The sequence below is a fragment of the Thiococcus pfennigii genome, assembly GCF_016583835.1.
GTDB classification, from domain to species: Bacteria; Pseudomonadota; Gammaproteobacteria; order Chromatiales; family Chromatiaceae; genus Thiococcus; species Thiococcus pfennigii.
Genome location: NZ_NRRW01000005.1, coordinates 15,213 through 36,947 on the forward strand (window position 1 = coordinate 15,213; position 21,735 = coordinate 36,947).

Annotated in this window: 19 protein-coding genes; 9 read left to right on the forward strand and 10 right to left on the reverse strand. The window is 65.2% G+C overall.

Annotation, left to right across the window (positions count from 1 at the left end; all coding sequences use genetic code 11):
- Positions 1 to 1,233: 1,233 nt before the first annotated feature.
- The 8 genes from CKO41_RS02785 (at position 1,234) to CKO41_RS02820 (ending at position 9,282) form a co-directional block, all read left to right on the forward strand.
- Entirely contained in the window at positions 1,234 to 2,430 is a 1,197-nt protein-coding gene (locus CKO41_RS02785) for a beta-ketoacyl-[acyl-carrier-protein] synthase family protein (protein WP_338115530.1), read from the forward strand.
- A 48-nt stretch (positions 2,431 to 2,478) separates the two neighbouring features.
- Positions 2,479 to 3,411: an ACP S-malonyltransferase gene (locus CKO41_RS02790; RefSeq protein WP_200381196.1), complete on the forward strand. Its 933-nt coding sequence runs from the start codon at positions 2,479 to 2,481 to the stop codon at positions 3,409 to 3,411.
- Entirely contained in the window at positions 3,411 to 4,142 is a 732-nt protein-coding gene (locus tag CKO41_RS02795; RefSeq protein ID WP_200250960.1) for an enoyl-CoA hydratase/isomerase family protein, read from the forward strand. The genes CKO41_RS02790 and CKO41_RS02795 overlap by 1 nt, the downstream gene beginning before the upstream one ends.
- A 17-nt stretch (positions 4,143 to 4,159) precedes the next feature.
- Positions 4,160 to 5,269, forward strand: coding sequence for a 3,5-dihydroxyphenylacetyl-CoA synthase DpgA (dpgA, locus tag CKO41_RS02800; RefSeq protein WP_200250961.1), 1,110 nt, complete (start codon positions 4,160 to 4,162; stop codon positions 5,267 to 5,269).
- A gap of 32 nt (positions 5,270 to 5,301) precedes the next feature.
- Positions 5,302 to 6,063: an enoyl-CoA hydratase/isomerase family protein gene (locus CKO41_RS02805; protein ID WP_200250962.1), complete on the forward strand. Its 762-nt coding sequence runs from the start codon at positions 5,302 to 5,304 to the stop codon at positions 6,061 to 6,063.
- A gap of 18 nt (positions 6,064 to 6,081) precedes the next feature.
- A complete protein-coding gene (locus tag CKO41_RS02810) occupies positions 6,082 to 6,813 on the forward strand; it encodes an enoyl-CoA hydratase/isomerase family protein (protein WP_200381197.1) in 732 nt (243 codons plus the stop codon).
- Between the two features lie 25 nt (positions 6,814 to 6,838).
- Positions 6,839 to 8,347, forward strand: a complete 1,509-nt coding sequence (locus tag CKO41_RS02815) for a class I adenylate-forming enzyme family protein (protein ID WP_200250966.1) — start codon at positions 6,839 to 6,841, stop codon at positions 8,345 to 8,347.
- 83 nt (positions 8,348 to 8,430) lie between these two features.
- Positions 8,431 to 9,282 (forward strand): hypothetical protein, encoded by an 852-nt coding sequence (locus tag CKO41_RS02820; RefSeq protein WP_207143668.1) that lies wholly within the window; start codon positions 8,431 to 8,433, stop codon positions 9,280 to 9,282.
- 281 nt (positions 9,283 to 9,563) lie between these two features.
- Here CKO41_RS02820 and CKO41_RS02825 read toward each other — a convergent pair whose 3' ends face one another.
- The 3 genes from CKO41_RS02825 to CKO41_RS18885 form a co-directional block, all read right to left on the reverse strand.
- The gene (locus CKO41_RS02825; RefSeq protein WP_200381199.1) at positions 9,564 to 10,709 is read right to left on the reverse strand and encodes a 3-oxoacyl-ACP synthase III family protein; all 1,146 of its coding nucleotides are present in this window, start codon (positions 10,707 to 10,709) and stop codon (positions 9,564 to 9,566) included.
- Between the two features lie 244 nt (positions 10,710 to 10,953).
- On the reverse strand, positions 10,954 to 12,147 hold the full coding sequence (locus CKO41_RS02830; RefSeq protein WP_200250972.1) for a sulfotransferase family protein: 1,194 nt from the start codon (positions 12,145 to 12,147) through the stop codon (positions 10,954 to 10,956).
- 719 nt (positions 12,148 to 12,866) lie between these two features.
- A complete protein-coding gene (locus CKO41_RS18885; protein WP_274607558.1) occupies positions 12,867 to 13,694 on the reverse strand; it encodes an LbetaH domain-containing protein in 828 nt (275 codons plus the stop codon).
- Between the two features lie 294 nt (positions 13,695 to 13,988).
- On the opposite strand from CKO41_RS18885, the gene CKO41_RS02840 reads away from it, so the two are divergent.
- Positions 13,989 to 14,861, forward strand: a complete 873-nt coding sequence (locus tag CKO41_RS02840; protein WP_200250975.1) for an SDR family NAD(P)-dependent oxidoreductase — start codon at positions 13,989 to 13,991, stop codon at positions 14,859 to 14,861.
- Positions 14,862 to 14,961: 100 nt separating this feature from the next.
- On the opposite strand, the gene CKO41_RS02845 is transcribed toward CKO41_RS02840, so the two are convergent.
- From CKO41_RS02845 to CKO41_RS02875, 7 genes are all read right to left on the reverse strand, one after another.
- Complete coding sequence (locus CKO41_RS02845; RefSeq protein ID WP_200250978.1) at positions 14,962 to 16,050, reverse strand: sulfotransferase family protein; 1,089 nt, start codon at positions 16,048 to 16,050, stop codon at positions 14,962 to 14,964.
- Between the two features lie 146 nt (positions 16,051 to 16,196).
- Entirely contained in the window at positions 16,197 to 17,357 is a 1,161-nt protein-coding gene (locus CKO41_RS02850) for a 3-hydroxyacyl-CoA dehydrogenase family protein (protein WP_200250981.1), read from the reverse strand.
- Between the two features lie 99 nt (positions 17,358 to 17,456).
- The gene (locus tag CKO41_RS02855; protein ID WP_200250983.1) at positions 17,457 to 18,692 is read right to left on the reverse strand and encodes a beta-ketoacyl-[acyl-carrier-protein] synthase family protein; all 1,236 of its coding nucleotides are present in this window, start codon (positions 18,690 to 18,692) and stop codon (positions 17,457 to 17,459) included.
- Positions 18,693 to 18,895: 203 nt separating this feature from the next.
- Positions 18,896 to 19,270, reverse strand: coding sequence for an acyl carrier protein (locus CKO41_RS02860; RefSeq protein WP_200381200.1), 375 nt, complete (start codon positions 19,268 to 19,270; stop codon positions 18,896 to 18,898).
- Complete coding sequence (locus tag CKO41_RS02865) at positions 19,267 to 19,956, reverse strand: 4'-phosphopantetheinyl transferase superfamily protein (protein ID WP_200250988.1); 690 nt, start codon at positions 19,954 to 19,956, stop codon at positions 19,267 to 19,269. Before CKO41_RS02865 ends, CKO41_RS02860 begins: the two co-directional genes overlap by 4 nt.
- Positions 19,941 to 20,675: an enoyl-CoA hydratase/isomerase family protein gene (locus CKO41_RS02870; RefSeq protein ID WP_200381201.1), complete on the reverse strand. Its 735-nt coding sequence runs from the start codon at positions 20,673 to 20,675 to the stop codon at positions 19,941 to 19,943. Before CKO41_RS02870 ends, CKO41_RS02865 begins: the two co-directional genes overlap by 16 nt.
- Positions 20,672 to 21,484 (reverse strand): enoyl-ACP reductase FabI, encoded by an 813-nt coding sequence (locus CKO41_RS02875; protein WP_200250990.1) that lies wholly within the window; start codon positions 21,482 to 21,484, stop codon positions 20,672 to 20,674. Before CKO41_RS02875 ends, CKO41_RS02870 begins: the two co-directional genes overlap by 4 nt.
- Positions 21,485 to 21,735 lie beyond the last annotated feature (251 nt).

The following is a 21,735-nucleotide window of genomic DNA, read 5'->3' on the forward strand; positions in this document are numbered from 1 at the left end:
CGTCGCCGCGCGGGGCGTGCGTCGGCGGCCGGAGCGGGCCTCTGCCAGGAGACGAGCGCGGCGAATTCGAAAAAAGCAAAATCTTCGCCATTGCCGTGGTTTGACTCCATGGCGAAGCACTCGATTGCCGTTTCGAGGCTGAAGGTTCGTTTCCCCGGCGACGCCTCCGGTACGCCGCGCTGGCGGCTTCGCCTCGTTGGCACTCGCCGAGCGCGCATGAGCCTCCATTCGCACGCCTGGCGATGCCGTCCGGCCTGTGAATGGATGAGCCCGCTGCCCCGGATGAGCCGTTCGACCGCGCGCCGACACGCTAGCAAAGGCGGGTCGCCAGGGTCAATGCTCGGGGCTCTTCACCTGTTCGCTTCCGCGTTGCGGCGGCAGGGTCGAGGCGGTAGACTGCCGCCCGCCGAGGCAGGCGGCGATGCCGCGCCAGTGGGGCGTCGTCGTTTCGTGTCGCGCTCGATGAATCCATCATGGCAGGCCGGTACGATAACCATCGAAGGGCATGGCGAATTGATGTCTTGTTTGTTGCGGCCTGGCGTGGGTGTTCCGTTCCCTCCGAATACGTCCTCCTCCGCTAGGTTTGCGCCGCCGGGCGGCGGCGGCACGAGGGGCGGGTGTGTCGATTCTTCGGTCTTCGCTGTAGGCGTTCGCTGACGGCCGGGGTAGGCGTCGGCTCGCTCGCTCGGAGGCCGCTTGTCTTTTTCGCTGCAATCTGTTTCTTGATTCCTCCGACGCCAATGGTGAGGTCCTCCAGAATTCGCTGGAATGGCGTCGATGCGATGACGGCGTTCGGCTACACCCCTTCGTCCGGGGCCAGGGTGCCGGAGGCGTTGGTCGCCCCGCGGCGATCGGCCCTGGCGCATCGGCCTGTTGCCGGGCGAGTTCGCCGGCCGAGGTCAGGCGGATCGGCGCGCAGTCGTTCCCGATATCGGACTGCCACACTGGGAATTTCGCTGCATCGGACCGATGCTCACAGCGAGGCGGGGCGGCGATACCGAGCCGATGGGTCGAGTCCCTGGAGGGCGCGGGCTGCGTGGCGCCCCGTGGGTGCGGGGTTGGCGAGTCGCGACGGCGGTTCTTCTCGGACCGGGTCGGCGGCGTCGGGTGGACGACGTCAGGCGTCGTTCTGCCGATGGACGGCGAGTTCTTCGAGCCGGCCTCTTGCGACAATGTGATCGGCGCAGGCCGAACCTGCCGGGGATGTAAGAGGAGAGTGCCTTGAATAGGTCGGTGGTCGTGACAGGGATGGACCTCATTACCTCGCTGGGACTGGACCTGGAGTCGACCTGGCAGGGCCTAGTTGCCGGCCGATCCGGCATCCGTCGCATCACGCGCTTCGACCCGACCGGCCACGCGACCCAGATCGGCGGCCAGGTCCCAGACGGGTTCGACGAGTACGCCGCGGCCTATGGTGCGCGTCGCGCCTTACGACAGATGGGCCGTGCCATCCGCTTCGGCTACGTCTGCGGCAAGCGCGCCGTGGAGGACGCGGGGATCGACCTCGCGCAGGTCGATCCGAGCCGGTGCGCGGTCGTCTTCGGTGGGGCCGATACCGGCCACTCGCGCCTCGACGACGACAAGTACTGGGTCATGAAGACGATGCCGCATGGGGCGTCGGCCTGGTTGGCCATGGAGTACGGTCTGCGCGGCCCGAACTACACGGTATCGGCCGCCTGTGCGTCGTCGGCGTACGCGTTTGCCCAGGCCTTCGATCTGATCCTGCTCGGGCGCGCCGATCTGGTCATCGTCGGTGGGACCAGTTCGATCCTCAATCCCGAGCACCTGGATGGCTTCAACGAGCTTCAGGCGCTCTCGGTGCGCAACGATGTCCCGGCGGGCGCCAGCCGGCCGTTCTCGGCGGGGCGCGACGGCTTCGTGATCGGCGAGGGGGCCGGGGTCGCGATCCTCGAGTCGGAGTCGTCGGCGCGGCGTCGCGGGGCGCGGATCCACGCCCGGGTCCTCGGCCATGCGATGACCAGCGAGGCGTACAACATCATGGCGCCGTTGCCCGACGGCGAGGGCATGGCCAGGACCATGGCGCAGGCGCTGAGCGAGGCCGCGATCGCGCCGCAGCGGATCGACTACATCAACGCCCATGGCAGTTCGACGCCGCTGAACGACCGCTACGAGGTGACGGCGATCAAGTCCGTGTTCGGCGAGGCGGCACGGCAGATCCCCGTGTCCTCGGCGAAATCGATGATCGGACATACCGCGGGTGCCTGCGGTGCGATCGAGGCGATCATCACGATCTTGACCATCACGCGCGGGATCCTGACGCCGACGATCAACTACGAACCGGACCCCGATCTGGATCTGGATTTCGTACCCAACCAGGCCCGTGAGAAACGGGTCGACGTGGCCCTGTCGAACGCCTTCGGATTCGGCGGCTGCAATGCGACGCTGGTCCTCGGCCGATACGACGCCTAGCGCGTGCCGACACCGGCCTCTTTCGAACGAGCCTGACTCGGAGCCAAGATGATTCGGTCTGTCGCCTATCTGTTTCCCGCCTTCGGCATGCGCTACCGGGGGCCGCTCGAGCGGTGGCCGGTCGGCTTCGACGAGGAGCGCGAGCGATTGCTCGCCGTCGCGCGCGGCATCGTCGCCGTCGATGTCGCTGCGGCCGGTCTCGCGTCCGCGGCGGACCCCCTGAGCAACAGCCTGCGGGAGCACCATCTCTCCTACATCGACAGCTGCGCACTGGCCGCCGTCGTCGCGCGCTCGGGCCTGCCCTGCGCGTTGGCGGCCGGCTACAGCATGGGCCTGTTCGCCGCGCTGGCGCACTGTGGCGCCCTCTCGTTCGAGGACGGCTTGCACCTCATCGAACACGTCGTCAGGGTCGCCCACGATGTCGTCGACGAGCGGGACTACGGCATGGGGGCCGTGATCGGGTTGGACCTCGAGGTGGTCGAGGCGATCGTGCGCGACACGGGTCCGGGTGTCGAGGTCGCCGATGTCAGTGCCGAGCGGGTGATCGTACTGGCCGGTTTGTGCGCCGACGTCGATCGGGCGCTCGCGGCGGCGACCAGCGCCGGCGCGCTGTACGCGACCATGCTGCCGATCGTGCTGCCTTTTCACTCATCGTGGATGGCGCCCGCGGGGCCGAGGATTCGCGAGTTCCTGCCCCGGCTGCGCATCCGCGCCCCGCGTTGCAGGGTGGTCTCCGCCGTCGATCAGGTGGTCATGACCGATGCCGCTGCGGTCGCGCGGGAGTTGGCGCAAAACATCGTCTCTCCGCTGCACTGGCTGCGCACGATGCAGGTCCTCGTCGACGCTGGCGTGGGCACGGTCGTCGAGTGCGGTTTCAGCGAAAGCCTCTGCAAGTTCGCCAAGGGGCTCGACCCGGCACCACAGGTCTATCATCCGAAGATCTTCGGTCGTCTCGTCGAACGCGCCTCGCTGGTGGCCTGATGGAAGCGACAAGCCCTCGCCAGGACGACGGGTTGCGCGAATGGCGGCGCGGACCCGTGGCCGTCGTCGAGTTGGCCCGGCCGCAGCGGGCCAATGCCTACGACGCGGCCATGCTGGCCGCGTTCGCGGCCGTGCTCGAGCGCCTCGAGGCGGCCGGCGATGTCCGAGTGCTCGTCGTGACGGGCGCTGGCGAGCGCGCCTTCTGTGCCGGGGCCGACCTCGGCGAGATCGGCGCTCGGCGCGGCGAGGATGCGCTCGCGCTCGCGAGCGCCGCGCTCTTCCGTCGCCTCGAGGGCTACCCCAAGGTCTGTATCGCGGCGATCAACGGCGCTGCGGTCGCCGGCGGGATGGAGTTGGCATTGGCCTGCGATCTCAGGATCGCCGCCGAGGGGGCGCGCTTCGCGTTGCCTGAACCGGGCATCGGGCTGATCCCGGCGGCCGGGGGCATGCGCCGCTTGACGGAGATCGTCGGCGTCGGGCGGGCCAAGGAGATCATCCTGGGCGGATTGGAGTGGACGGCCGCGGCGGCCCTGCGCCACGGCCTCGTCAGCCAGGTGGTGCCGCGCGCCGCGCTGCTCGATCGGGCATTGGCCTGGGGCGAGGCGATCGCGATGAAGGATGCGCTGGCCCTGACGCTCGCCAAGCGTGTGATGGGGCGGGCCGCGCCCCCGGCCGATGAGCTCGCCGTGCTGGCCGAGGCGTTGCTCTACGAGAAGAGAAGCAACCGGTAATCGGGGGGTCTCGCACCTTGTACAAGCCAATTTCGAGCCTGAATCACGACTGGCGCCAGAAGGCGGGCTTCACGGTGCCCGAGGTCGCGCCACGCATCCTGTCCGTCGGCACCGCGACGCCGCCCTGCAAATACACCCAGGAGGAGGTCCTGGAGCTGTTTCAGGAGTCCAGCCCGAAGATCCGCAGCGTCTTTCTCGGGGGGCATATCCAGTCGCGCTATCTGTACCTGCCCGAGCCGGTCGATGGGGCGCTGCCGCAGGAATCCAATCAGCAGTTGTTGGACAAGCACCTCAACGGTGCCCTCGAGATCGGCGGCCAGGCGATCGAGGAGTGCCTGCGGCCGCTCGGGCTGGAGCCGTATGACGTCGATTTCTTCTGTGCGCTGAGCACGACCGGCTTCCTGTGTCCAGGTATCACGGCCCACCTGATCAAGAAGATGGGCTTCCGCGAGAGCGTGCGGCGCGTCGACATCCTCGGCATGGGCTGCAATGCCGGGGTGAACGGCCTGCAGACCGTCACCTCGTACGCGGCGGCCAATCCAGGCAAGCTCGGGCTCTTGTTGTGCGTCGAGATCTGCTCGGCGGCCTATGTCGACAACCGCAGCCTGTCGACGGCCGTGGTCAATTCGCTATTCGGCGATGGCGCGGCGGCCGTGCTCGTGCGGCAGGACCCGGCGGACACCTGGCAGCAAGGGCCCAGGGTCATCGATTTCGAATCGCACATCATCCCCGAGGCCCTGCGGGCGATGCGCTACGATCTCGACAATACCAAGCTGTCGTTCTTCCTCGAACGCGATATCCCATACGTGATCGGGGCGAATGTCGAGAAGCCCGTCGGTCGCCTGTTGGGCCGGCATGGCCTCAAGGGCAAATACGTCGACCATTGGATCGTGCATTCGGGTGGCAAAAAGGTCATCGATGCGATCGAGTACAATATCGGCCTGACGAACTACGACATGCGCCACACGCTCGGCATCCTGCGCAATTACGGAAATCTCTCGTCCGGATCGATCCTCTTTTCGTATAAGGAGCTCACGCGTGAAGGCCTGATTCGCAGCGGCGATGTCGGGGTGGTGATCGCGATGGGGCCCGGTACCTCGATCGAGACCGCTCTGGTTGCCTGGTAGGCGCTCGGCAATGGCTCACAAGGGGATTTAGCATGTACCAGTACAAGACCCTCAAGGTGAAGCGCGACGGCAACGTGGTCACCGCATTCCTCGATCGTCCCGACGGCCGCAATGCGATCAACATGCAGATGGTCAGGGACTTGAGCGATCTGATCGACAAGGTCGAGGATGCCAGCGATGTCGCGGTCCTCGTCCTGCGCGGCAATGCGGACGTCTTCACCTGCGGGATCGACCTGCGCGACTTCCCCGTGGAGAAACCGCGCGACATCTACGGCCTGCAGAAGTGGGAACGCATGTGCCGGGATCTGGAGCGGATGAACAAGTTCACGGTCGCCGCAGTCCAGGGCGAGTGCACCGGGGGCGGTCTGCAGTTGGCCCTGCTCTGCGACGCCCGCATCGCCGAGTCGCATGCGGTGTTCCGCCTCGACGAGGTGGAGAAGGGCTTCCTGCCCGGGATGGCGACCTTCCGCCTGGCGAAGTACATCGGCCTGGGGCGGGCGAAGAACCTGATCCTCACCGGCCGGTCGATTCGGGCCGCCGAGGCGCGCGATTGGGGGATCCTCGATCAGGTCTGCGATCAGGCCGAGTTCGAGGATCTATTGACGCGGACCATCGAGAGCCTGCTGCCCTTCCATCCGGTCGCCCTGGAGATGGCCCGGCGGCTCCTGATGGAGAGCTTCTCGGCCAGCTACGACGACTTTCTCGGCCATTATCTGGCCGCGCAGCACCGTTGCATCCACTCCGAGGCCTTCCGGCGACTGGTCGAGGAGGCTGGGGGCAAGCAGGGCGGGTAGAGCCAGGGGTGTGCGACGATGGGGCAGGGACCCGAACGGTTACGCGTCGAATGTGCCGAGGCTGGGCGGGTGCTACGCCTCACCCTCGATCATCCGCCCGAGAACCGCATCACGCCGGGGATGCTCCGCGGGATCGCCGGTGCCCTCGATCGGCTCGAGGCCGATGATGGGCCGGACGTCCTGGTCCTGGCCGGGTCGGGGCGATCCTTCTCGAAGGGGTTCGACGAGCAGGTCATCGCTGCGGCGGCGCGCAGTCGGACGCAGCGGGCCTCCCTCGTCGCCTGGAACGATGTCTATAGCCGGCTCGCGGCGAGCAGAAAACTGACCATTGCCGCGATCCACGGTGCCTGCCTGGGGGGCGGGCTCGAGTTGGCGCTCGCCTGCCAGTTGCGCTTCTGTTCGGAGAGGGCGCGCCTGGGGCTGCCGGAGCTGGCCCTGGGGCTCCTGCCGGGCCTCGGCGGCATTCACCGGTTGGTGCGCCTGGTCGGTCGGTCCAAGGCGCTCGAACTCCTCGTCGGTGGCGATCTGGTGAGCGCTGCGGAGGCGCTGCGCATCGGGCTGGTCAATCGGGTCGTTCCCCAGGACGGCCTCGCCCCGGCGGTCCAGGCCTTCGTTCGCTCGGTCCTGTCGGTCGAGCGCCGGCGGGTCTGGGAGGCGATCGAGCTGACGGCCCTGGCCGAACGGCGTGGGGACGGGGAGTGCCTGACGGCAACGCTCGAGGCGATCCTCGGCGATCGAATACGGTATTGATCAGAATAGGCGGGCCGCAGCGAAGATGAACCAGAAGACGCCGTTGAAGGCCGGATCGATCCCGTATCAGGGCAATTTGAGCCTCCTGCTCGATCGCGCCATGGAGCGCTTTCCCGACCGAGAGGCGATCGGTTTCGCCGACGAGGTCCTCAGCTTCCGTGCGTTCCACGAGCGCGTCTGCCGCTTGACGCAGGGCCTGCTCGATCTCGGCCTGGGGCGTGGCGATCGCGTGCTGCTGATGGCCCACAATTGCCTGGGCTTCGCCGTCATCGCCCACGCTGTCTTTCGTGTCGGGGCTGTGCTGGTGCCGGTCAATCCCGGGGTGCGGCCCCACGAACTCGTGCACATGGCGATGGAGACGCGGCCGCGGCTCGCGTTCGTCGAGGCGCGCAGCCTGCCGCGGTTCTTCAAGACCTACAAGCTCGTACCGAGCGTGTCGATCCCGACGCTGGTGACGATCGAGCCCGAGATCCCGCTGACCATCCACCTCGGCGATATCGATTCGGCGCGGCCCTGCGAGCACTGCGCGCGGATGGACGAGGACGACCTGGCGATGATCGTCTATACGGCGGCCGGAGAGGGCTATGCCTTGGGCGCGGAGCTGACGCACGGCTCGATCTTCCACGACGCCGTATGGCTAGCCGATGCCTGCTTCGATCTATCGAACACGGCGGGCGAGGCGGCCCTCTGCGTGCTGCCCCTCTATCACTGCCACGGCTTCACGAGCGGCTTTCTCGCCCCGTTGGCGGCGGCCGTTCCGACCTATCCGATCGATGCCTTCCGCGAGGCCCACGAGATCATCGCCGTCATCGAGGCACGCGACATCACCCAGATCGTATCGGTCCCGGCCGTCTACGCGACCCTGGCGCGCTCGCTGGAGGAACGCCCCGATCTCTGCGCCCGGCTGAAGAACTGCATCACCGGGGGGGCGCAGACGCCGATGGAGCTCATCGAGCGCTATCGCGAGCGTCTCGGGCTCGATCTGCTCGAAGGTTACGGTCTGACGGAGGCGAGCCCGGTGGTGACCTGGAACCCCAGCGATCGCCCGCCCCGCCCCGGCACGGCCGGCCTGCCGCTACCCTGTTGCGAGCTCAAGATCGTCGACGACGAGGGCGTCGACGTCGGTATCGACAGGGAAGGCGAGATCCTGGTGCGGGGCCTGAATCTGTTTCGCGGCTACTATAACCAACCGGAGAAGACCGCTCGGGTCTTGAGTCCCGATGGCTGGTTCCGCACCGGTGACCTCGGCATCCTCGATCGGGACGGCTATCTCACATGGAAGGGGCTGAAGAAGGATATGATCAACGTCTTCGGCCTGAAGGTGTATCCGCGCGAGGTCGAACGCTTGCTCGGCACCCACCCGGACGTCGAATGGGTGCGGGTCTACGCCGAGGAGCATGACCGCTACGGGGCGCTCGTCGTCTGCGACCTCAAGCCGAAACCGGGGAGGAGCATCACCGAACGCGCGTTCCGCAAGTGGTGCCGACAGATGGTGTCGTCGTACAAGATCCCGCGTCGGATTACGGTTGTCTGATGCCTCGGATGCTGGCTGGCGCCGCAGGGGCCGGCGGGCGCCGGCGTCGTCGGATTGGGCCCTTCGGCGAGGACTGCGCGTCGATGACCTCTGACGGGCGCGCGTCACCGAACCCTCGACAACGGAGAATCGTCATGCGAAAGAAATCCACGCGTCGCTTGTTGCCGATCCTTCTGCTGGTTGGCGCCGCGCCCGCCAGTGCCCAGGTCATCAGCCCGACGCAGTTCTGCGATCACCCCCTCTTGCCGTTGCGTATCGATGCCATGATCGGGGGTAGCGCCTGGTCCTACGCGGCAACGGGATCGGAGGCGGCGTCGCTCGAGCGGGAGACCGAGTCCGTGGTCCCCGTTGCGCGCGACACCGCGCTCGCATTGCTCGCGACGACGGTGGCGAGCGAGTCGGACGGTGACGCCCTGGCGGTGCCGACCGCGTATCTGTGCAGCGCCGACGGGATTCGGCCTGCTTCGGCGGACCAGGTGTCGATCCCGTTGCCGTTCGGGGACCTGGTCATCGATATCGTGCTGAAGTCGCAGGAAGGGGTGTTGTTGCCGCCATTCGAGGAGATGGCACTAGGGCACTCCTGGCAGGCAGACTACGTCGTTGAGGTCACGATCCTGCGCGGCGAGGATGAAAAGGCGCGCATTGAGCTGGGGGTGACGATGGATGCCATGGTCGCGGGGTTCGCCGATGTCGACGTCCCCGCGGGGCAGTTCATCGATACCTGGGTCGTCGATCAGCGGTTTGCGTTCAGCATTCAGGGCCGCAGCCGGGCGGCGCTCCGGCCCGGGCTCGTTCGCGAGTTGGCGGTCCCGCTCGATCGGACGCTGTATCTGGCCGAGGGCGTCGGGCTCGTGCACCTCGATTCGCAAGGCCCCCGACAGGGTGGCGAGTCGCTCGATCTGGTCGATTACTTCATCCCGCAGCCGACGCGGTGACGGGCCTTCGATAGCGATGGTCCAAGAATGGACGGTGCACTCGTCGGATCACCGCGAAAGATGCCTCGCTCATTTTCCGGGGGTGCTGCCACCTCGGCATGCCTTGTATACCGAACGCAAGGGGACCTCCAAAAATTGCCATTCGGGCAGTTCTTCAAGACGCAAAGCGAAAATACGACTCCCGCTTCGCTTCATTGTTAGTCGCTTAGGCGGCTGAAAATGGCGGAGCCTCCTCGCCCCGCGCGGGCACCTCGAGGTTTCGAGGTGCCCGTTCCTGTCTTCTATCCCACCTCGCTTGGCGGACCCAGATACTCGAAGACGAAGCCGGCGTACATCCATTTGCTCGATTCGGCGACGACGCTGAACATGATATCGCCCTTTTGCGGTGTGCGTTCCTGGAGGAACCCGTCGAGTCCGTGAATGATGGCACAGGGGCCGGGGTAACCGTGCTCCGAGAGCTTGGTGTAGAACTCTAGATTGGGCAGATTCTTGTCGCGACGCATATCGGTCAGCATCTGATCCGCGATATGCTTCGTCGGCACATTCATGAAGAAGTAACGAATGCTGGTCCAGTCCATGCCGAGACGATCGACCATGCGGTCGCCGGCCCGCTTGCCGAGGTCCAGGGCCAGACGCGCGACTCGATCGAAGTTCTGCGTGAGGTGGTGCCAACCCTTCTCGTAGGCCTCGAGCATGTTGATGCGATGGCCGCCGATCGGACAATACATGTCCGGCCCTTCGCCCAAGCCGATCGATTCCGTATAGGTTTCGATGATCCGCATGCGCTTCTGACCGAGACGAGGGTTGCGGGTAAGCACGATCGCGCCGGCACCATCGGTGAGGAACCAGCGCAGCAGGACCTGCGGCTTGGTCAGTACCTGCTGATTGTAGTGTTCGGCGCGCAGCATCGGCGAGGAGAGTTGCGAGGTCATGATCAGGGCCGTCTCGTAGCGGCCGAGGGCGATCTGATCGGCCGCCAGTTGAATGGCCTTGTAGATCGACGTGCAATTGGAGTGGATGGCATATTCGGCGACCTGTGGGATGCCCATCGCCTCCTGGATCAGCACCGTCGTCGGCGGGCAGATGTTCTCCATGACGACGCCGGCGTAGACGATCAGGTCGATGTCGTCCTTGGTGATGCCGGCCATGGCCATCGCCTTCTCGGCGGCCTTCACCGACATGGTCACATTGTCCTCGGTCGGTTCGCGGGTCACCGGATCGAGCGCGTAATGACAAGTCTCGATGCCGAGCATCTCTTCCATGATCGGGCGCATGCGCTCGATCCAGCTCAAGATCTTCGGAGGTGCCTCGGTGAGCTTGCCGAGCACGTTCTCGATCTCCGTGAAGCGAACCGGATCACCGGGAAGGAAGGACCCCAGGCCGGCGACATAGACGTCATGTTGGCCGTTTGCCAGATAGCTTTGCATCGTAAACTCCAAATACCCGTATACCGGGGGTGCTTTTGCCTGTTCTAACCAGTTTCGGCCCGACCATCGCAGGCGGTGGCGCGGCAGCGACCACCGGGGCGCTCCAGTAGGGTCTCGATTGGGACGCGACATCCGGATCGCGATGCCCGACGCGCGACGACATTGCGACAACCGAGCGACGACCTGGAAGCACTACGGCCCTTGCGGCGATTGCCGGGCTCATGCCGGACGCGGGCCCCCAGTGTCATCCGTGCGGGAAACCGTATTTATCGAAGACGAAGCCCAAATCCTCGGTGACCCGCTGCTCGGTCAAGCCGAACGTCTCCAGCGGCAGGTTCCGGTGTGTTCGGACGAACCTCTTCTGCTCGTTGCTCTGTGCCGCGATCTTCTCGCGTAGCGCGGGGCTGGGCTGCAAGCCGGTGAATTCGATGATCCGCTCGATCGTCGGCGCCAAGTCGCTCCTGAGCTGGCCATAAGGTATTACCAACAGCCGGTCCCCAGGGATCGTGTCGCTGTCGATGACGTCCTCCATATAGCGATAATAGGCAACGTCGTAGTGGTAGCGAAGCTCATAATAGCGCCGGAGCTTCTCTTCTGGTATCCGATGGAGCGACCAAATGTGATCGAACGTGTTGCGGTCGAGGGTCAGGTGCGACGGGATGGTCTCCAGAGGAGAGCGGATCAGGTAGATGAAACGCGCGTCGGGGAACGCCTCGAGCATCGAACGTATCCGTGTGCCCGAATAGTTCATCTTGGCGACCACCTGGGTCTTCCCCGTGTCGTGGATCTGGCGTTGTATGCAGCCCTTGAGATAGGCCATGGCCCGCCTTTTGACAGCTGGCGGCTGATGATCCGACCAGACCAATTCGGGAAAGCCCGCTTCGCTGAAGGCCAAGGGCGTGATGGTCGCGTAGAACTGGGTATTTCCCGTGTGGATGAACAGCAATTCCTCCTCTTCGATATCCTCCAGATCGGCCTGGTGCCCCGTCTCTTTTGGAAACAGAACGGACTTGCTCTTGGCCTTCCAGCGGCGCACGACCGGGCGCGCGAGATGGCGCATGGTCAACGCGGGAGTGAATATCTCCCAGATGCGAAATACGCAGTACTCGTTCGTCGTGTTCAGCAGGCGATGAAGAAAGGTCGTGCCCGATCTCGGATGGCCAATGATGAAGATCGGGTTTTTCACCTCGACCCGCCGGAATTCGGGAAAGAGCAGGTTGTCGAGCGCCATGGCCAGGCGATTGATGCCCGACCAGAGTGGTTGTCTGACGACGGAGATCGCGAAGACCTTGCCGAGGCCGAACGTGCGCCAGGTCGCCGCGATTGCGCGCCAGTACAGGCCAAGGCTCGAATAGCGGGCAATGACATCGGTAGGGATCGTTTGGGGGAACGATTCGGATGAATCGGTCTTGGCCTTGTTCGGTGCGGCGCGGTCCATACGGGGTCTCTTCTGGCTTTTACTGGAGAAGGTCGGTTGCGGGTTCGAGGCAAGGACACTGTGGGGTTGCGGCCTCTACATCATGTAGTCTGTCGACGAGCAATCAGGAAATGTGCGAACGTCGGTGGAGGCGGTGGCCGACGAACCGTGCCCGACCAGTCGCCGGGGAGTGGCGGAGATGGAACCACGGACGCAGGGGCTGGTCGGTCGTTTCCAGGTGTTGATCTGCGGTCGCCTAGTCTACGCGCCTTTCGCGAGTCTCGCGGCCCCTCGTCGCCGCGAACTGCCTCGTTCGCATCCAGAGCACAGGATTCAACCTGAAAGCGGCAGTTGGACGGTGCCCGAGGTGCGCCGCGCGGGGTGTCCGGCAAGGCACAAGTAGGCGCAATAACCAGGCTATTGCAACGACTTGTAACACCGCCGGGCGTCGCGCGCGACGTGCATCGGGTGCCGTAGCGGCCTTCACCGAGCGGGTGAGCAGGACTCACGTAGAGCCTCCGCGCGATTTCAACCACTTGAATCAATGATGAAGCGGTCAACTGCCGTTTTTAGGTTCAAAGGCACTGCGGGCGCGAAAGGACGCCACCAGGTTCCCGGTTCGTGGCGAACCCCGGTCTTGGCGGAATGCAGTTCGCCCCGCCGGCGAGCGAGCCCTGGAGATGCCCAGGACCCGACCGGGGTTGCTGTGGTCCTTCGGGGGCTTTCGACACGCGCCTTCGTCAATGACCCGGCTTGCCGGCGATCACCTTTCGTCGCGGCAGGTCCCGGATCTTCCGTGCTGGTGTGCCACCCCAGTACTCGTAGGGGCCAATCACGGTATTGGGCGCGACGAGGGCACCTGGTTCGATGACGGCATGATGCCCAATGACTACCCCTGGGCCGATTCCGGCACCTCCCCCGATGACGACATAGTCACCGATCTTGACGCGTCGAATGTACAGTCGTCGCCCATCGAAGAGATGACAGGCGACGATGGAGCCGAATCCGAACGTGACGCTCTTGCCGGCCTCGACGAAATAGGGATCGATGATGAAGGCGCTGTCGCCCATGTTGTTGGACGTGGTCTTGGGTCCGAAGACCCGTGGGTAGATCAGGTTGAGAGGGAATAGGCTGACCAGTACCGAGGAAAACATGCCCGCCCAGGGTGTGTGAAAACGCACCTTCGAGAGCAGGATGTTGAGCATATAGACGGTCGCCTCGCGCGGCGGAGCGCCGTCGGGTTCCATCGGAAAGAGGCCCTCGCGAGGCTTGGGGATCACCAGACGCAGTGCCAGCAGCGCAAGAAGATATGCGTAATTGAAGACGAGGATCGCCCCGAGGATCAGAAAGACCCAGCGCGTTGGCGTCTCGGCCCAAGCGGCGTACTCCATCAGGAGCCAACAGGTCGGCCATAAGGCGACACCGATCACCGTCAATTGCACGACGAGGAACACGAGCAGGACCAGTCTGCGTCCGCTGTCCCAGGTCTTTCCGGGCGGAGCCGACAGGATGTCCTCGACGCCGAAGGTGGCGGTTGCGTCTTCGTTATTGCTGGACGGACACTCCATGCGGGCCTCCTCGACTGGCAATGCGGTTTGAAATTCAGGGCATCTCGAACAAGATGCTATGCCCGTGCGGGGCTCGGATTCCCCATCTTGAAAAACGGCCCGGATGGCAATTTTCTCAAGGTCCCCTTCAGCCATGCGGGATCGGCGCTGCGTCGGGAGGTTGGCAGGAAGGCGATTCGTCAAGGCGCCCATTCGGATTGGAAGTCTATCCGACTCCTTTCGTGTTGACAAACGTGGGCTTCTCGCCGACCGTATTCCGCGATGAGCTTCGAACATCGATCAGAGGAAAAGAAGATGAGCATTCCCAAGGGGCGCGCGGTGGTCGTCACCGGAACCTCTACCGGCATCGGTCGGATCGCGAGCCTGATCTTGGCAAACAAGGGGTTCCGCGTCTTTGCCGGCGTAAGGCGTGACGAGGACGCCCTGGATATCGTAGCGGAGAGTGGCGGACGGATCACTCCGATACTGCTCGATGTCACGGATGCCGATCAGGTCGCTGCAGCGGTGCGTCAGGTCGGCGCTTGCCTGGGGCCAGAGGGTGGGTTGCATGCCCTGGTCAACAATGCCGGCATCATCACGCCGGGCCCGTTGGAATTCATTCCGATCGAGCGCCTGCGTCAACTCTTCGAGGTGAACACGATCGCGCCCGTGGCGATGTCCCAGGCCTTCCTGCCGCTGCTGCGTCGAGGGCAGGGCCGGATCATCAACGTGAGCACGTCGGGCAATACCTTCGCGGCCCCGTTCGTCGCCAGCTATCAGGCGGCGAAATCGGCGCAGGATGTCCTCTCGATCGGACTGCGAAGGGAATTGGTCGCCTGGCGAATTCCGGTCACGATCGTCAAGCCCTTGGTACCGCGGACCCCAATGTGGGACAAGGGATTCAGCGAGGCGCAGGCGATGATCGAGGCGATACCCGAGTACGGGAAGGCGCAGTACGGTCCGATGCTCGATAAGGGGATCGCCATCATGCGGCGTCGCGAGGCCCGCAGCGTATCGCCAGAGGCCTCGGCGGGATTGATCGTGCGGGCCGTCGAGGCGGAGCGCCCGCGCGGCATTTATTATGCGGGCTGGGGAATATGGGCGCTCACCGCCCTGTTGCGTAATGTCCCCGACTCTCTCATCGATTGGGCGATACGGGCGTCGGTCAAGGCACGCGGGGACGCCTGAGGGGGGCTTGAAAAATTGCCATCCGGGCAATTTTTCAAGACGCGAAGCGAAAATGCGATTTCCGCTTCGCGTCAATCGCCGAAACGATGGAAAAGGTCCACTACAGATAGCCGTAATACTCGAGGTTATCTCGGCAGATCTCCTCGACGACGTCGAATTGTGCGTACCGATTGACGTGCTGGACGTGTCCGATGCGCTTCACTCGGTCCCAGAAGTTGCGGTTTTCGGGCGATGCCGGTGGCAACTCTAGGAACTCGAGGATGCCGTTCAATTCGTGTTCCGGGTTGGCCAGTATATCTTCATAGCGCACCTGGTAGAAATGCCTGAAGCCGTCGCGGACGGTGCGGAGGTGGTTGGCGGCGTCATTCCACAGATGGGCGGCGGTGCGCACGTCATGGAGCCCGAAGCGCTCGGCGTTTTCGGCCAGCTTGGGGAATCGCGGGTAGGGCACGAAGAATTGGTCGCCATGGACGGGGTCGCGCCTGTACAGGCCGTTGGCCTTCTGATGTTCGATCCATCTGTCGAGCTGTTTGCACATCGAGTTCGCGGCTTGGCGGCCGTCGCGCACGACATGCAGGATGCGGGCATCCGGAAAGAGGTGCGGAATCAGCTCGGCATAGGGGTAGACGGCGATCATCTTCATGAAGAATCGCCGCCAGGGCTGGCCGTAAGACCAGATCACCTGTTTGACCATGTCGTGGATGCGTTCGATGTCCTTGTCGCTGAAGTCGCTGGCCTGGATCGGTCGATACGCGAGCGAGAACGGATCCAGATGGAACCAATCGCCCCAGAAGGTGAGTCCGCCGCTCGGTGATCCCGGGGAGACGGTGACGCTGTCGCCGATGTAACGCTGGGCCTCGAAATCCAGGCCGAGCCCCTTGCGCATCGACTCGACGAGGCAGAAGGTCGTCGGGAATCGGTTCATCACGTTGTTGACGAAGGCGATCCCCTCGTGGGCGCAGAGGGTGTCCTGTAGCATCGTGGTGCCGGAGCGTGGCATCGAGAGGAGGAACACGGGACGATCGAGCGGAACGACCGTCGTGTCGAGGCCCAACAGCTTGCGTTCCAGCCAGCGGGTCACGGCGAGGACCTTCGGGGAGGGTTGAACAGGCGCGGTCGGCTGACTCCGGGCCACCCGGTGCATCAGTAGGCGCGATTGGATGTTCGGATACGTTACGGTCGTTTCCATCTTTAACCCTTCGAAAATAGTTCGTTGTGCGCCGGCTTCGGATCGATTGGGCGGATGGGCCGCGAGCCGAGCCTTGAAGTCCGGAGATCCGGTGATCTCGGAAGGCGTGCGCGGTATCGCGGTCTGGGTTGGCTCGGGGCGCGTCCTTATCGATCGAGCCTGGTCAGGATCCCTTGGACCGGGCCGCAGTCGTAGCGTGGGCCGAGTTCCGCGGCGAGTCGCTCGAAGAGGGCGCGCATCCCCGTGCTGCCGAGCCGCCGCATCTCGACGAGCGGGTCGAATTTCAGCCCGATCACATCGGCGATCCCGGCACACAGGTCTTCGAGCGAGCCGAGCCCGAGGTTCGCCATCAAGAGGACGGGGTAATAGATGGAAGCCAGCATGCGCTCGCGCAGGGCCTCGTCGCTGGCGCGACCACCACGGGAATGCGACTGATCGGGATTGCGATAGTAGGTCGAGTCGTCGTCCACCGGGCGGTCCTCCCGGTAGCGGAAGATGCCGCGACCCGCGGCCTTGCCGTGACGACCGTCGGCGACCAGCCTTCGGCCCAGTTCGGGGAGGGCGAACGCTGTGGGCAGGGCCCGCAGTGAGCGCTCGGTCGCGGCGGTCACGAGCGGCAGTCCTACCACATCGGCCGATGTGCAGGGTCCGACGCGCACGACCTCCTCGACGAGGGCGTCGAGGTGCGAGGGCAGGGCGAGCCCCTGTTCCAGGATGCAGAGCGACTCGCAGATCTGGAACGACAACGGTATGTTGACGCATGACCCCGGGAGGTCCCTGACGACGATCGGTCGCTTGCCGACGGCGCGGGCGATCTCCTCAGCGGTGCCGACGGTCGCGTCGCTCGTCTGCCTCGCCCGAATGATCTCGACGATCGTCGTGAGCTGGACCGGATGGAAGAAGTGCAGGCCGCAAGAACGCTCGGGGCGTTGCAGGAGGCCGGCGAGGTCGGTGACCGACAGGCTCGAGGTATTCGTGGCGATCAGCGCCTCCGGCGCGAGGAGGGGTTCCAGGCGGCGCAGGAGGTCGGCCTTCAGTTCGAAGTCCTCGGCGATCGTCTCGATGACGAGATCGCTGTCGCGCAGCCCCTCGAGATCCGAGCAGAAGGCGAGGCCTTGTCGTTCGATATCGGCCTCGGTCAGGGCGCCGTCGCGCAACGCCCGGGCGAGCCGCTTCTCCAGGCGCGCGGCGGCCTGCGCGGCCTTGGCCGGATCGCGGACGAAGACCTTGACCGGTAGGCCCGCATCGGAGAACAGGCTGAAGATGCCGCGCCCCATCTTGCCGTAGCCGACGATGCCGATTTTCATGTTGTTGGATCCTGCGGCGGACACCCTGGCTGGACCTGGTCGGGCGATCGAGTCGGGGCGCACGAAATCGCGAGCATGCTGCGTGGTGAAGGGTGGTGACTAACGAACCTTTTCGATGAGTATCGTCGAGTTGTGTCCGCCGAAGCCGAACGAGTTGCTCAACGCGAACGTCAGGTCCTTGGCCTCGCGAGCCGTGTTCGGTACATAGTCCAGATCGCACCTCGGGTCCGGGGTGCGGTAGTTGATCGTTGGGGTGATGACCCCGTGATGCAGGCACAGGGCCGTGGTCGCGCATTCGATCGCGCCGGCGCCGCCGATCGTGTGCCCGGTCATCGACTTCTGCGAGCTGACCGCCAAGCGCCGGGCCTGCTCTCCGAACGCCTTCTTGATGGCGGCCGTTTCCGCCGCGTCGTTGTGCGGCGTCGAGGTCCCATGGGCGCTGATGTACTGTACCTGTTCCGGTGCAATCTCCCCGTCCTGCATGGCCAGGGTCATGGCCTGTGCCATCGCCGTGCCGGACGGTTCGGGCGCGACGATGTTGTAGGATTCGGAGCAGAGTCCGGCCCCCGAGATCAGCGCGTAGATCCGCGCCCCGCGCCGCCGCGCGGCCGCCTCGGACTCCAGCATGAGCGCGGCGCCGCCGTTGGCGAGCACGAAGCCGTCGCGCTCGAGGTCGAACGGGCGGCTCGCCGCCTGCGGATCGTCGTTGCGCTCCGAGAGCGCTGCGAGCTGGTTGAATCCCTTGATCGCGCGCGGCGAGACCATCGCGTCGACCCCGATGACGAGGACCGCCTCGCCAGCACCGCTCGCGATGTGGCGATAGGCGGCGGCGACCGCGAAGGCCCCGGACGCGCAGGCGGTGGCGACGTTGTACGAGGGGCCCTGGAAGCCATATTCGATCGAGAGCCAGCCACTGAGGGCGTTCGCCATCTGTTGGATGATCGCGAACTTGCCCGGCTCGCCGTTGAGATCGAAGGTCTCTTCGTATCCGGTCTGTCCCGAGCCGCTGATGACGGCGCAGGCGAGGGGATCCCTTCCCTCGACGGAGAACCCGCTGTCGGCCATGGCCTCGCGGCCGCAGAGGATCCCGAGTCGGGTCGTCACCTCGGTCTGTTTGAAGAGGCGGCGCGAGAAGGCCTGCTCTTCCATCTCGTAGTAGCGATCCGGCAGTTCGCCGCCGATCTGCGTGATGCAGTCCGACACGTCGAGGCGGCGAATGCGCGCGATGCCCGAGGTGCCAGCGAGCATCCCCCCCCAGCATTCCGGGGCGCTGCAGCCCAGCGCCGTGATCATGCCGATCCCCGTGACCGCGACCTTCTTCTCTCGCTTCAGCATGGTTGCCTCTTTATCGCCGACAGGTCGGCGACCGCCTCTGCATCGACGGTCGCGCCCGTCTCGCCCGGGATCGCCATCCTGGAAGTGTCGCAGCTGCCCAGCCCCGGTTGCGCGCCTTGCGGGTGCGGCCGGAGGGCGAGCGACGTCCGCCATGACAGCCGCCTCATCATTCTCCGAGGCGACGCGCCAGTCGTCGTGCCCCGCTAGACCGATGCCTTGTCTTCGTCGGCAAGCAGGTTGTCGCCGCGCTCGACGATGTCGTAGACCGCCTGCGCCGTCTCGCCGACGGTATAGATCGGGTGACGCTGGAAGTACTGCCCGATCAACCGGACCTCCACGTTGACGTCGAACCGCTTCTTGAACATCTCGACCAGTTCGAGATAGATCATCGAATCGCCATTCAAGTCGTCGATGATCTTGCTCTGCGGGGTGATCTGATCGGCCGGAACATCCAATTCCTCGGAGAGGAATTCCTTGATGTCGTCGTAGATTTGACTCTTTTCTTCTTCCGTCAGCTGTTTGCTCATGTGATCCACCTTGTCGATATCGATCTCGTAATGCCGTGTTGCGCCGATCATTGAGCGATGAAACATACCGCAACCACGCAGTTGCTGTAAACGACGTGGCGGGCGTGCGCGACGCGTCCTGCCAGGGTTCGAACACGTAGGGAATTGGTTGCCGGGTTCCTGTTCGATGTTATGTTCTTCAGCCCGATGTGGAGGCCTGCGCCAATCGCTTTGGAATAGGCCTCCTTCAGCGACCAGAGGAGGGCGAGGTCCGCATCGGTGTCGACGTGGAATTCCATCGCATCGCTGGGGTTGACGAAGGCGTCACGAAGCGATCTCAGGCGAGGGGACACGGTCTCGATATCGATACCGACCCGGGCGATGGGCGGCCGTCCCAGGCAGGCGCAGGCGAAGCGGCCCTTGTGCGATAGCGAGCAATCGGTGATGCCTGTCACGGCCCGCCCGGCGGGATCGACGAGCGCCGGACGGCCGGACCGATCCTGGGCGATGCGGGCCTCGTGCGGGCCGGCGATCAATCCTTTGCGGGCGGCTAGCAACTTGGCACAGACGCGGGCGGCCAGCCATTCGCGCCGGCGATGCGGGCTGCGAAGCGTGACGAACCTCGCGCGTTCGTCGGGTTCGAGGAACTGATCGGCCGCGTCTTCGAGGTGCGGATGCCGTTCGATGTCGATGAGGGCGATCTCGACGCCTGGGGCTGTCAGGGCGCTGAGCTCGACGAGTTCTATGCCCTGATCCACGGCGCCAACCGGGCGAAGCTTTCCATCCCCTCGCGGATGCCGTCGTCGTCTTCGGTCGGGCAGCGGGACAGGCGAAGGATCTCACGCAAGACGAGCGCGTCGGCCGTGAGCAGTGCCTTCACGAACGACTCCACCTTGTCGCGGAAACCGTCCTTCGGGAAGACCCGATTGACCAGATTGAGCCGCAGCGCCTCGTCGCTGGTGACGAGGTCGCCGAGCGCCACGAGCTCCAGCGCCTTGGCCTGTCCGACGACCCGCGCGAGGCGGTGCAGGCCGCCGAGCCCGGGTACCATGCCGCCCCACACCTCTGGCAGCCCGAGTCGGGCCTTCTCGATGCACAGCCGGAAGTGGCAGGCCAGCGCGAGTTCCAGGCCGCCCCCGAGACAGGCGCCGTTGATCGCGGCGATGACCGGTTTCGGTGCCCGGGCGAGGCGGGTGAAGACCGCGTTGGACTCGACCAGCATCCGCCTGAGGTTGGCGCGATCCGGATCGCCGCTCACGGCGGCGATGTCGAAGCCCTTGGAGAAGGTCCGCCCATCGCCGGTGATCAGCAGGGCGTCGACCGATGGGTCCTGCAAGTCGTCGAGCGTGGCGTCGAGCCGCTCGATCATCGCCGGGGTGATCCGGTTGTCCGGGGGGTTGCAGATCGAGAAGGTGATCAGGCGGCCGGCCGGTGCGCCCACGAGTGCTGACGACGAGCCCGGGCGTTCGAGGGTCATCGGGACTCCTTCGGGGCGCGTGGATGGGCCTGGCAGCCGGCCGACAGGATGTCGAGCCCGCTATCGATGCGTAATGTATAGCCGGTGACCATGCGCGAGAGGTCGGAGGCGTAGAAGGCGGCGACGTCGCCGATGTCCTCTGGCGAGACATTGCGCAAGAGGGGCGCGCGTTGCTGGGTGATCTCGAGGGCCCCGTCGAAACGGTCCACGACCATCGAGGAGGTGGTGACGACCGGGCCGGGCGAGAGCGCGTTGACGCGGATGCGGTCGGGTCCGAGGTCGTAGGCGAGGTATCGCACGCTCGCCTCGAGCGCCGCCTTCGCGATGCCCATCAGGTTGTAGCCGGGCGTCACGCGCTCGCCGCCGGCGAACGACATCGTGAGGATCGAGCCGCCACCGGCATTGACCATCAGGGGCCTGGCGGCGCGGGCCATCGCCACCAGCGAGTAGGCGCTGACCTCCAGCGCGAGGTTCCAGCCCTCTCGCTGCACGGCGATGAACTCGCCGCCCATGTCTTCGAGGCGGGCGAAGGCGATGGAGTGGACGAGGACGTCGAGTTGGCCGCCGAAGGCCGTGCCGATCTGAGCGAAGGCCGCCTCGATCGCCGTATCGTCGCGGACGTCGCACGGTACCACGAGGGTCGCCTCGATCTCGTCGGCGAGCTTCTTGACGCGCCGCATCGTCGACTCGACGCAGGTCAGCGCGACCTCGGCGCCATGTTGGTGCAGCGCCTGCGCGACACCCCAGGCGATGCTGCGCCTGTTCGCGACCCCGGCGACGACCGCCTTCTTGCCATCCAAAAGTTTCATGAAACGCGCTCCCCACGCCTGCCGGGAGCCCGTTCCACGCTCCTCGGAAAGATCGCCGCGCCGCGGCGGGCGGCATTAGAGCACGCCCCCTTGGGCCACGCAACCACGCGGCCAGCGCCCAGGCGGGAAATCTAACCGAAGACCGGGTTGGTAGGATAGGTCCGTCGTCGCGCGCCGCGCTTCGCGTGCCCGGCCAGCGGCGGGTCGGTACCGCCGGCAGACGACGAAAAAAGGCCCGCGCGAGGGCGGGC